We start from the raw sequence: 12,007 nt of genomic DNA on the forward strand, positions 1-12,007 counted from the left end.
TCAGGCCGCCGCGGCGGCGGTGCTGCGACGGACGAGCGTGAGGATGGAGTACACCGCCACCGGCTCCTGATGCTGGTTGAAGACCTCCACGTCCCACTCCACGACGCCCTGCGGAATGGTGCCCTCGGGGGTGTCCTTCTTGGTCTTCTGCTTGACGGTGAGGCGCACGTGAATGGTGTCGCCCGGATACACCGGCTTGGTGAAGCGCAGCTTCTCGAGTCCGTAATTGGCGAGCATGGGCCCCAGATCCGGCTGCACGAACAGCCCGGCCGCGGCCGACACGATGAAGTACCCGTGCGCGACCCGCCCTTCGAACACGCCGTTGCTGCGGGCGTGCTCGTCGTTCATGTGGGCGTAGAACGTATCACCCGAGAGCGTGGCGAACGCCTCGATATCCTCGAGGGTGATCGTGCGCGACTTCGTGATCAGCGTGTCGCCGACCTCGAGCTCATCGAAGGTCTTGCGGAACGGATGGATCGCGTCGGTGATCTCATCGGCGCCGCGCGTCCACTCGCGGGTGATGGCGGTGAGCATGTTGGGGCTCCCCTGCAGCGCGACCCGCTGCAGGTAGTGGCTCACGCCACGCGCCCCGCCCATCTCCTCACCGCCGCCAGCGCGGCCGGGGCCACCGTGCACGAGATTGGGGAGCGGCGAGCCGTGCCCGGTGCTCTCCTTCGCGCTGGTGCGGTCGAGCACCAGCATGCGGCCGTGATAGGGCGCCGTGCCCAGGATGACCTCACGCGCCACGTGGGGATCGTGCGTGACGAGTGACCCCACGAGCGATCCACGACCGAGGCGGGCGAGCTGCACCGCCTCACCCAGATCGCGATAGGGCATGATGGTGTTCACCGGCCCGAACGCTTCGATGTCGTGCGGCTCCAGACGATGGAGCGGATCGCTGCAGTAGAGCAACTCCGGCGCGTAGAAGGCGCCCTTGTCACGATCGGCGCCGATCACCGCAAAGTCGGTCACCCCGTAGACCTGTTCCGTGGCCAGGCGAATGCGATCGGCACTCTCGCCCACGGCGCGCACCTGCGTGCGGCTGGCGAGCGGGCCCATGCGCACACCCTCGGCGGTCGGCGCCCCAATGGTGGTGGTGCTCAGCCGCTTCGCCAGTGCCTGAATGACCGCCTCCTCCATCCCCGACGGCACGATCGTACGCCGGATGGCGGTGCACTTCTGCCCCGCCTTGGTGGTCATCTCACGGGTGACTTCCTTGATGAACAGGTCGAACTCTTCGGTGCCCGGTGCCGCGTCGGGCCCGAGGATGCAGCAGTTGAGCGAGTCCGCTTCCATGTTGAAGCGCACCGAGTGGCCCATGATGGCCGGTGCCGCCTTGAGCTTCTGCCCGGTAGCCGCCGAGCCGGTGAACGCCACCACATCCAGCTCCTCGACATGATCGAGGAGGGTGCGGGCCTCGCCGCAGATCAGCTGAATGGCGCCCTCGGGGAGCACGCCGGTGTCGAGGATGGCCTTGAACACCGCGTGAGAGAGATGGCTGCCCGTGGTGGCGGGCTTCACGACACAGGGGACACCAGCCAGCAGCGCCGGCGCCATCTTCTCCAGCATGCCCCACACGGGGAAGTTGAAGGCGTTGATGTGCACCGCGGCGCCTTCCATCGGGACCATGATGTGCCGCCCCACGAACGTGCCGTTCTTCGAGAGCGGCTCGGTGGGGCCATCGATGTGGAAGCGCTCGTTGGTGAACTCGCGGCGCCCGCGGCTGGCGTAGGCGAAGAAGGTGCCGATGCCGCCTTCGATATCCACCCACGAATCACCACGCGTGGCGCCGGTGAGATACGACAGCGGATAGAACTCTTCCTTGCGCTCCATCAGCGTGATCGCGATGCGCTTGAGCATCAGCGCCCGTTCATGGAACGTGTAGGCGCGCAGCTTCGGGCCACCCACCGTGCGGGCGTAGTGCAGCATGGCCTTGAAGTCGAGACCGGCCGCCGACGTCTCGCCGATCTTTTCGCCGGTCACGGCATCGATGAGATCGCTCATGGGGCCGCTGCCGGCCACCCACTGACCGAGCGCGTAGTTCTGCAGCCGGTACATCACGACTCCTTGGGGGTTGGTGTCTCGGTCTTTCGTTGCTGCCAGGTGGCGAGCATCGCCATCTGCGTGGGCCGGTCGGCGGGAAGCTCCCGCAGCGGCTCCACCGGGCGCCAACGCTCGCGCATCGCCGCCGGCAGCTGCTGATAGAGGGCGGTGCCCTCGGTCTTCCACGCGAGCATGTCGTCGCTCACGTCTTTCACGATCTTGGCGGGGTTCCCCACGACCACCTTGCGCGCGGGGATCTCCATCCCGGCCGGCACAAAGGTGAGCGCGCCCACGATGGAGCCGCTACCCACGACGGCATTGTCCATGATCACGGCGTTCATGCCGATGAGGGCGTTGGCGCCAATGCGCGCCCCGTGCACGATGGCGCCGTGGCCGATGTGCGCGCCCGCTTCGAGCGTCACGACCACACCGGGGAACATGTGCACCGTACAGTTCTCCTGCACGTTGCAGCCGTCTTCGATCACGATGCCGCCCCAGTCTCCGCGAATGGCGGCGCCGGGGCCGATGTAGACGTCGCGGCCGATGATCACGTTGCCGGTGACCGCCGCCTGCGGATGCACGCACGCGCTCTCGTGCACCACCGGAATGAACCCGTCAAAGGCGTAGATCATGCTGAGTCGCCGCTAGACGCGCTCGAGGATCATCGCAAACCCCTGCCCCACGCCGATGCACATCGTGCAGAGGGCGTAGCGCTTGCCGGTCTCCCGCAGCTGATACGCCGCGGTCAGCGCCAGGCGGGCGCCGCTCATCCCGAGCGGATGGCCGAGCGCGATCGCGCCGCCGTTGGGGTTCACCCGAGCGTCGTCGTCGGCGACGCCAAGCTCGCGCAGACAGGCGAGTCCCTGCGCGGCGAACGCCTCGTTGAGCTCGATCACATCGACCTGGTCGAGGGTGAGCCCCGCACGCTCGAGCACCAGCCGTGTGGCCGGAACCGGGCCCATCCCCATGATGCGCGGCTCCACGCCGGCCGCCGCACTCGCCACGATGCGCGCGAGCGGCTCGAACCGGTTCATGTCCACCGCCGCACCGCTCGCGAGCAGCAATGCCGCCGCGCCATCGTTGAGGCCACTCGAATTGCCGGCAGTGACACTCCCCTGCCCGTCGTGCCGGAAGGCGGGCTTGAGCTTGACAAGCGTGTCCATCGTGGTGTCGGGGCGGAGGAACTCATCCTGCGCCACCGCCACCGGATCGCCCTTCTTCTGCGGGATCATCACCGGCGCGATCTCGCGCGCAAACCGTCCCGCGGCCCGGGCCGCGGCGGCCTTCTGCTGCGAGCGCACCGCGAAGGCATCCTGATCCGCACGGGAGACGCCATACTGCGCGGCGACGTTCTCGGCCGTCTCTCCCATGCTGTCGGTGCCGTGCAGCGCCTTCATGCGCGGGTTCACGAAGCGCCAGCCGAGGCTCGTGTCGAAGAGCTGCACGTCGCGGGCGAAGGGTGTCGCGCCCTTGCTCATGGCGTAGGGCGCGCGCGTCATGCTTTCCACACCGCCGGCGATGTACACGCTGCCCTCGCCGGCCTTGATGGCGCGTGCGGCGTTGGCCACGGCGGTGAGCCCCGAGGCACAGAGGCGATTCACCGTCTCCCCCGGCACACTCACCGGGAGCCCCGCGAGCAGGGCCGCCATGCGCGCCACGTTCCGATTATCCTCACCGGCCTGATTGGCGCAGCCCAAAATGACATCGGCGATGTCCTTCACATCGAACACCGCGAAGCGCTCGGCCACCTTGGCCAGGAGCGCGGTGATGGCGTGCGCGGCCAGATCGTCGGCGCGTACGGGCGAGAGGGCCCCACCGAGATTGCCGATGGGGGTCCGCACGCCGTCAACCAGAAACGCCTGCTGCAACTCAGACATGGGGAGCGCGGTTGGTGTTACGCAAAGTGTTGCCCGATGACATGCGGGCGCGTGGTGCGGTACGCCGTGCCGCGGAAGAAGCCCACGGTGACGTTGTCCTGATTGGTGACGGTGACCTCGCAGAAGGCGAGGCGATTGGAGGCGCTCTGTTCCACCCCGACCGCGCGCAGGCGATCGCCGGGTTTGCAGGCCACCGGGAAGCTGATGGTGCAGTCGATAGCGACGCTCAGGAGACCGCCGCTGTTCACCACGAAGGCGAAGGCGCTGTCGGCCAGGCTGAAGAGCACGCCGCCGTGCAGCGTGCCGAAGCCGTTCACCATCTCCTCGCGCACCGTCATGGTAAGCACCGAGCGGCCCACCGCCGACTCCACCACCTCGACACCAAGCCACTGCGAGAACCGGTCACGCGCCATGAGGTGCGTGATGATCTCGGGGGCGCTCGGCGGGGGCACCGTGTCAGACATACCGGTCGGCGCTGAGGAGCGACGCACCGGCGCGCACGGCCTGCCGGAGCCGCACGCTCGGGCGATAGCGCATGTCCCCCGTCTCCGCCTGCAGCGCCTCGAGACGCGCGAGCACGGTGGCTGGACCGATGGTGTCGCCCCAGGCGAGGAGGCCGCGGGGATAGTTCACGCCGGTGGTCATGGCGAGCTCGATGTCGGCCGGCGACGCCAGGCGCAGATGCACCGCCTCCACCGCTTCGTTCACCAGCATCGCGAGAATGCGATCGACAATGCGCTGCGCGAGCGCCGCATCCTCCGTGGCCGCCGGGGTCGCGGCGCCCTCGCGATGGTCGTAGAAGCCACGGCCGCTCTTGCGACCGAGCCACCCCGCTTCGAGCAGGCGCTGCTGCGCGATGCTCGGCCGGTAGCGCGGATCGTGGTACATGCCCTCAAAGACCGAGCGCGTCACGGCGAAGTTCACATCGTGGCCAATGAAGTCCATCAGCTCGAACGGCCCCATGCGGAAGCCGCCGATGGTGCGCAGGGCCCAGTCGATCGTGGCGATATCGGCGATGCCCTCTTCCTGCACGCGCAACGCTTCGCCGTAGAACGGTCGCGCCACGCGATTGACCAGGAACCCCGGCGTGTCGGCGGCCAGCACGGTGACTTTCTTCCAGCTCGTCACGAGGGCGCGCGCCGCATCGCGCACGGTGTCGGCCGTGCCGATGGCGGGGATGATCTCCACCAGCGGCATGATCGTGGCCGGATTGAAGAAGTGCACACCCACCATGCGCTCACCGCGTGCGCAGGCGCCGGCGAGGGCCGCGATGCTGAGGGAGGAGGTGTTGCTCGCCAGGATGGCGTCCGGTGCCACCACGGCCTCCAGCGCGCGAAAGAGCACCTGCTTGGCCGCCAGCTGTTCAATGATCGCTTCGATCACCACGCCGCAGGGGGCAAATGCCTGGAGCGCCGCGTCGTCCACCCCCTCGACGTACGTGATGCGGGCGAGCACGGCATCGGCTTGCTCGCTCGTCAGGCGTCCCTTCTCGATGTCGCGCGCCAGCGCCTTGGCGTGCCCCGCCTTCGCGCGCGCCACGGCGGCGGGCATGGCATCGGCGAGCACGACCGGATGGCCGTGCATCGCGGCAACCTGCGCGATACCGGCGCCCATCGCGCCGGCGCCGACCACGCCGACTGGCGTTTCGCTCGTCACGGTCATGGGCCGTTACGCGCCGCGATACACGGGGGCCCGCTTCTCGAGAAACGCGCGCACGCCTTCCTCATAGTCCGCCGTACGCCCCGCCTCGTGCATCGCCTGCGCTTCCACGTCGAGCTGCGCGTCGAGCCCGTTGGCGAAGCTCGCGTTGAGCGCGCGCTTCGTGAGCCCGAAGCCACGCGTCGCCTGCGTGGCCAACTGCTTCGCCATCGTCATCACGCGATCCATCAGTTCGGCCTTGGGCGCCACATCCCAGATCAGTCCCCACTCCTTCGCCTTGGCCGCCGGCATCTTCTCGGCGAGGAAGAACATCCCCGTGGCACGCTGCATGCCCACCAGGCGCGGCACGAAGAACGTGCCGCTCGTATCGGGAATGAGCCCGAGCTTGGCGAAGCTCTCCACAAAGCTGGCGTCGTCGGCAGCAATGGTGAGATCACACGCGAACGCGAGATTGGCGCCCGCACCGGCGGCGATACCGTTCACCGCGCAGAGTACCGGCTTCTCGAGCGTGCGAATGGCGCGGATGATCGGGTTGTAGCTCGCCTTCACGATCTCGCCGATATCCGGCATGGGGCCGCCATCCTGCGGCAGCGCTTCGGCGAGATCCTGTCCGGCGCAAAAGCCACGGCCGGCGCCGGTGAGCACCACGGCGCGCACCGTCTGGTCGGTGGCGGCGTCCGCGAGCGCGGCCTGCAGCGCCAGCGCCATCTCGCGGTTGAAGCTGTTCAGAACGTCGGGGCGGTTCAGCGTAAGCGTCAGGACGCCGTCGCCCCGCTCGACCTGGAGGGAGGGGGAGGTGGGAGACATCCGGTCAAAACTAGCACCCGCCCCTGCCGATGGCGCCGGGTCACCACACGCGCCGGCGCGCGCGTGCGCGGTGCTCGCGCATTCGCGGTTCGGGGCGTAATGTGCACTGGTCGTCCCACCTCTCCCGGTGTCTCCTTCAGGAGCCGCGCGCATGACGTCCAATCTCGCCGCCTGGTTGACCACGATCGGCTGGACCGCCTTTGTCTGGGCCCTTGGCGGGCTGCTGGTGGTGAACGGAGCCGCCATCGCGGCGTGGGTGTGGAAGAAGGACCGCGCACTGGTCCAGCAGTGGGTCGCCCCCTGGCTCGCCGCCAATCTGCTGCTGGTCCTGCTTGGCGTCGGCATTCCGGCGGCCACCTCGGCGGTGCGCCTCGTGCTGATCGCGGTGGACGGCAGCCCGCCGATCTCCCTGCTGAATACCGCGAGCCGCGTCCTGGGCCGCCCTGCCACTCCGGGGGTTCGGCAGGCAGATTAGGTGGCTATGCCAGCCAAGACTGCCACCCGGCCGGTCGCCCGCCTGTTTGGGCGCACCGACGGGCCCCGCCCCGGGTTCGATTGGCGCCGCATCGCGTATACCACGCTCGCGTCGCGCGCCCTCGATGACCTCGAAGAACAGACCAACCGCAATCGTGCGTCGGTTCCGCGTGAGCACCAGGTGCTCTACCAGTTCTCGGCGCGTGGTCACGACATGGCGCAGGTTATTCTGGGGTCGCTGCTCACGGGCAAGCGCGACGGCGCCGGCGCCTACTACCGCTCACGACCGCTACTGCTGTCGCTTGGGCTGAGCCTTGAAGACGCGCACGGCAGCCCGCTCGGGCGCGCCGGCGGGTTCAGCGGCGGGCGCGACATCGGCGTGGTGTGCAACCTCCCCGGGAAAGACAGCTGCACCGTGCTGCCGATGGCCGGCGATGTGGGGTCGCAGTACACCCCCGCGGCGGGCTGGGCACAGAGCATTGTCTACCATCGCGACACGCTGCGTGACGAGGCGTGGGATCGCTGCCTGAGCGTCTCGCTCGGCGGGGATGCCAGCGTGGCCACCAATGGCTTCTGGGCCGCGCTCACGATGGCGACGACGCTGCGGCTGCCGATGCTCTTCTACATCGAAGACAACGACCTCGGCATCAGCGTGCGCGGGGACATGCAGACGCCGGGCGCGAACATCGCCAAGAATCTGGCGAGCTTCGGCAATCTGTTCATTCGCGACGGCAGCGGTACCGATCCGCACGACGCGTCGGGGCTGTTGCAGGAAGCGGTGGAGCATGTGCGAGGCGGCAATGGTCCGGCGCTGGTGCGGCTGACGGTCCCGCGCCTCTCGAGCCATTCCGGTCCGGACAACCAGAAGGGGTACCGCACCGAGGCGGAGATCACCGCCAACGCCGAACGGGATCCGCTCCCGCGACTGCGCGAGTATCTCGTGCCGGCGCTGATGAGCGCCGCGGAGTGGACCGCGCTCGAAGCCGAGGTGCAGCGGGACGTGATCGCTGCGGTGGACCGCGCGCGTGCGCGCCAGATGCCCGACCCGACCACGATCGCGCAGCATCTGTACGCCGACCCCGCCGTGGGGTACGACGCGATGGGCGGGCTCTCGCGCGCCGAGCGCGACGCGTTGGGCGGGACCGACATCGCGAATGAAGACGGCGAGCTGCTGCGCTTTGCCGAGGCGGTGCGCCGCACGCTGCGGCACGAGCTCGCGGTGAACCCGAAGGTCGTGGTGTTCGGTGAAGACGTGGGCCGCAAGGGCGGCGTGCATCTCGTCACCGAAGGGTTGCAGAAGCAGTTCGGCAAGGAGCGCGTGTTCGACACCAGCCTCTCGGAAGAAGGGATCATCGGGCGGGCGGTGGCGATGGCCATCAGCGGGCTGGTGCCGGTCGCTGAGATTCAGTTTCGCAAGTATGCCGACCCCGCGACGGAGCAGCTGAACAACACCGGCACGATGCGGTGGCGCACGGCGAACCGCTTTGCCGCACCGATCGTGGTGCGCATGCCGGGCGGCTTTGGCAAGGATGTCGGGGATCCGTGGCACTCGCTCTCCGACGAAGTGCGCTTTGCGCACGCGTACGGCTGGCAGGTGGCGATTCCCTCGAACGCCGCCGATGCGGTGGGGCTGTTGCGGGCGGCGATGCGCAGCCCGAACCCGACGATCTTCTTCGAGCATCGCTCGCTGCTCATGACGGGCGACGGCAGCGCGCGGTACCCGGGCGACGACTACGTGTTGCCCTTCGGCAAGGCGCGGGTGGTCGCCGAGGGCGAGGCGCTGACGCTGGTGACCTGGGGCGCGATGGTGCATCGCTGCACCGAGGCGGTGGCGGATCTGGATGGACAGGTGGAGCTGCTCGACCTGCGGACCATCGCGCCGTGGGACAAGACGGCTGTGCTTGCTTCGGTGGCCAAGACCGGGCGCTGCCTGGTCGTCCACGAGGACAACCGGACGGCCGGGTTCGGCGCCGAGATTGCGGCGGCCGTGGCCCAGGAGGCCTTCTGGCACCTCGACGCCCCGGTCCAGCGGCTGGCCCCGGAGGACATTCCGGTGCCGTACCACCCCACCCTGCTGGACGCGGTCGTCCCGACGGTAACCGCCGTGCGCCGGGCCGTGGATGCGCTGCTGGCGCTGTAACAGTGCCGGCGCGTGACGAAACGCACACCGCCTTCCGATCGTCTCGTCCTCACGTGCACACATCACCACCCTCGAGGGGGGTAAACGTGACGTATCGCACGCCGGCACAATGGCTTAGTATTCGACAGGCCCCTTGGCATGCGTGCCCACGGGGCCGGCGGACGCTGGCGGTCCGTTTTTCGGCTCTATCACAGAGGACTCCATGAACAAAAGCTTGGTCGGACTTTCGCTGCTGGCCTCCGTGGTCGCCGCGCCGATGGTTCAGGCGCAGGGGCTCACGGGCGATATCGGCAAGCGCATCGAGATTGGCGCGTTCGGGCAGTTCACGAAGCTCGACGAAGACCTTCGCATGAAGAAGGAAGTCCCCGGGATCGGTGGCATGCTCGCCATGCAGATCTGGAAGGGCTTGGGCGTTGAAGTGAACGGCAACTATGGCAAGACCGAGAATCAGGTCGCGCCGTTCGAGAAGATCACCTACACGCCGTGGCGTGGCCTGGGCACGCTGACGCTGCCCGCGGGCAGCAAGGCCAAGATCATTCTTGGCGCCGGCTACCTGCAGTCGGTGTTCAATGGCCGCGCGACGCCGAACAAGTACGAAGACGGCTTCGCCGGCATGCTCGGCGTGAAGCTGTGTGGCAGTGGCAAGTGGGGCGCGCGGGCCGACGCCCTGGTGGACTACAACCCGTCGCCGAACCAGCAGGCGCTGACGGGCACGTCGACGAACGGCGGCCTGCGCATCGGTGCGACGTATGCGCTCCGTGGCGCGTGCGGCGGCGAGTCCGTGAAGTGGGATTGGGCGCTCAAGATCGACCCGGCTTCGGCGACGGTGAACCGCGGCGCGACGAAGCAGTTCGCGCTGAGCGCCGCCGACATGAAGGGCAAGGTCATTCCGCTCAAGAACATCAAGGACCTCGCCTGCTCGACGAGCGACGCCGCGATCGCGACGGTCACGAACGGCGCGGTGGCGACGGGCGTGAAGTACGGCACGGCCACGATCACCTGCTCGGGTACGCAGAAGAAGCTCGCCCGCTCGGTGTCGGCCACGGTCACCGTGCCGCCGCCGGCGTGGAACCTCACGCTGACGCCGACCTCGGGCTCGACGGATGTGGGCAAGACGCTGTCGTTCGCCTCGAAGGCGACGGACGCGGACAACGTGGACCTCGGCGCCATCACCTGGAGCTCGACGAACCCGGCGATCGCGTCGGTGAGCAACGGCACCGTGACGTGCAACGCCGCCGGCACGACGACGATCACGGTCTCGAAGACGGCGTACGGCAGCACGAAGACGGCGTCGGCCTCGGTCGAGTGCAAGGAAGTCGTGAAGCCGGCCGCGCGCATCGCGCTCGACTACACGCTCTTCAACTTCGACAAGGCGCAGGTGCTGAAGTCGGGCATGGACACGCTCAAGGTCGTGGTCGAGGCCATGAAGCGCATCCCGACGCTCCGCATCTCGGTCGAAGGCCACACCGACTGGTACGGCTCGGAAGCGTACAACAACAAGCTCGCGAAGAGCCGCGCCGACATGGTCACCAAGCAGATCCTGAAGCTCGCGGGCAAGGATGCGAAGTCGATCAAGGATCGCATCTTCACGAACAGCTTCGGTGAGCAGTGCGTCGTGTCGCGCGATGGCGCGAGCGAGCCGGAGCCGCCGCCGGCGAACCGTGGCCGCGTGTCTGCCGACAACAAGCAGGCGCAGAGCCCGAACCGTCGGGTGGAAGTCTGGCAGCTATTGGACGGGCAGAACCCGCCTACCAGTTGCCGCCCGGCCGACGCAAAGGCTGGCCGCGTCTCGTTTGGTGAGCTCCGCTAACGGGTTCTGCCCGTCGAGGACGCGGAGGTGAATGAGGAAACGCCCCTGGGCTTCGCCCGGGGGCGTTTTTCATTCCTTCCGCGGAGGGGGACGCGGAGAGTCAGGCGGCGCTTCGCTTGCCTGACCGTGGAGGGAGTGGGGGGCCGTCGTAGTCGTTGACCACGCGGATGACGCCGTCGACCAGTCGCTGGCGGCCGAAGTCAATCAGTAGACCAAGGCGGTGGCCGGACAAGCGGAGGTACGTGAGCAGCTGGTTCTTGTGGAGAGGGGCAAAGCGGACGGCGCGTTTGATCTCGACGACGACGCACTCCTCGACCACGAGATCCATGCGACAGGCACGATGCAGCACGATGCCGCTGTCGCGCACGTCGATCTCCACCTGTCGTGCGACGTGCAGGCCGCGTTGTTCGAGACGGGCCATCAGCAGCGTCTCATAGCTCACCTCGCGCGCCGCCGTCCCCAGCTTGCGGTGCACCGCGATGGCTTCGCCGATAATCGTGCGGGTAATCTCATTCGCGTCATCCATGCCACCAGCCTATGGATCCGCATTACCGCACCGTCACCCCGCCGTAATCTTTCGCTACCCGCGGCGAACAAAGTGAGCTGCGCTCCGCGCCCGCTCCGCGAAAGCAACGAAAAACGCCCCAGGCGAAGTCCAGGGGCGTTCCTCAAAAGCCTCCGCGCCCTCGCGCTCGTCAGAGCGCCTTGAATTCGTCGAAGGGTTCGCGGCAGGCGTTGCAGGTATGAATCGCCTTGCACGCCGTACTCCCGAACTCACTCTGCAACCGCGTATCGCGCGAGCCGCACCGGGGACACGGGACGGGCTGACGTGCTCGGGTGAGCATCACGAGCCCCTGCGGCTCGGCCTTGCCCGGCGGCGCGATGCCATACTTCCGCAGCTTCTCGCGCGCCTCGGGGCCGATCCAGTCGGTTGTCCATGCCGGCGACAGGACCAGCTGCACATCCACCTGCGCGATACCACGGGCGTTGAGCGCCGTGCGAATGTCCGCCTCCATCTCCCTCATGGCGGGACAACCGCTGTACGTCGGCGTCATGGTAACCGTGACCGCCTCGCCGCTGATCACCACGTCGCGCACCACACCCAGCTCGACCACCGAGATCACGGGGACCTCGGGGTCTGGCACGGTCTGCAGCACCTCGAAAATCTCGTCGCGCGTCAGCATGGCGGCGCGTCCG

At 68.0% G+C, this 12,007-nt stretch carries 11 protein-coding genes; 3 read left to right on the top strand and 8 right to left on the bottom strand.

The window, feature by feature from the left end:
• The 6 genes from paaZ to paaG are packed head-to-tail and all read right to left on the bottom strand — an operon-like array spanning position 1 to position 6,386.
• Entirely contained in the window at positions 1–2,058 is a 2,058-nt protein-coding gene (gene paaZ, locus K2R93_13925) for a phenylacetic acid degradation bifunctional protein PaaZ (protein MBY0490936.1), read from the bottom strand.
• Positions 2,058–2,675, bottom strand: coding sequence for a transferase hexapeptide repeat family protein (locus tag K2R93_13930; GenBank protein MBY0490937.1), 618 nt, complete (start codon positions 2,673–2,675; stop codon positions 2,058–2,060). Before K2R93_13930 ends, paaZ begins: the two co-directional genes overlap by 1 nt.
• A 12-nt stretch (positions 2,676–2,687) precedes the next feature.
• Positions 2,688–3,911: a 3-oxoadipyl-CoA thiolase gene (gene pcaF / locus K2R93_13935; protein MBY0490938.1), complete on the bottom strand. Its 1,224-nt coding sequence runs from the start codon at positions 3,909–3,911 to the stop codon at positions 2,688–2,690.
• Positions 3,912–3,937: 26 nt separating this feature from the next.
• A complete protein-coding gene (locus K2R93_13940; protein MBY0490939.1) occupies positions 3,938–4,384 on the bottom strand; it encodes a hotdog fold thioesterase in 447 nt (148 codons plus the stop codon).
• Entirely contained in the window at positions 4,377–5,582 is a 1,206-nt protein-coding gene (locus K2R93_13945) for a 3-hydroxybutyryl-CoA dehydrogenase (GenBank protein MBY0490940.1), read from the bottom strand. The genes K2R93_13940 and K2R93_13945 overlap by 8 nt, the downstream gene beginning before the upstream one ends.
• 6 nt (positions 5,583–5,588) lie before the next feature.
• Complete coding sequence (paaG, locus tag K2R93_13950) at positions 5,589–6,386, bottom strand: 2-(1,2-epoxy-1,2-dihydrophenyl)acetyl-CoA isomerase PaaG (protein MBY0490941.1); 798 nt, start codon at positions 6,384–6,386, stop codon at positions 5,589–5,591.
• Positions 6,387–6,537: 151 nt separating this feature from the next.
• Between paaG and K2R93_13955 the strand changes: the two genes are divergently transcribed.
• The 3 genes from K2R93_13955 (at position 6,538) to K2R93_13965 (ending at position 10,810) form a co-directional block, all read left to right on the top strand.
• A complete protein-coding gene (locus K2R93_13955; GenBank protein ID MBY0490942.1) occupies positions 6,538–6,861 on the top strand; it encodes a hypothetical protein in 324 nt (107 codons plus the stop codon).
• A 6-nt stretch (positions 6,862–6,867) separates the two neighbouring features.
• The gene (locus tag K2R93_13960) at positions 6,868–9,000 is read left to right on the top strand and encodes a pyruvate dehydrogenase (GenBank protein MBY0490943.1); all 2,133 of its coding nucleotides are present in this window, start codon (positions 6,868–6,870) and stop codon (positions 8,998–9,000) included.
• Between the two features lie 202 nt (positions 9,001–9,202).
• Positions 9,203–10,810, top strand: coding sequence for an OmpA family protein (locus K2R93_13965; protein MBY0490944.1), 1,608 nt, complete (start codon positions 9,203–9,205; stop codon positions 10,808–10,810).
• A gap of 100 nt (positions 10,811–10,910) precedes the next feature.
• Here the strand turns inward: K2R93_13965 and K2R93_13970 are convergent, their stop codons facing one another.
• Complete coding sequence (locus tag K2R93_13970) at positions 10,911–11,336, bottom strand: GxxExxY protein (GenBank protein MBY0490945.1); 426 nt, start codon at positions 11,334–11,336, stop codon at positions 10,911–10,913.
• 169 nt (positions 11,337–11,505) lie between these two features.
• A complete protein-coding gene (paaJ, locus tag K2R93_13975; protein MBY0490946.1) occupies positions 11,506–11,994 on the bottom strand; it encodes a phenylacetate-CoA oxygenase subunit PaaJ in 489 nt (162 codons plus the stop codon).
• Between the last annotated feature and the right edge of the window lie 13 nt (positions 11,995–12,007).

The sequence above is a fragment of the Gemmatimonadaceae bacterium genome, assembly GCA_019752115.1.
Taxonomy (GTDB): Bacteria; Gemmatimonadota; Gemmatimonadetes; order Gemmatimonadales; family Gemmatimonadaceae; genus Gemmatimonas.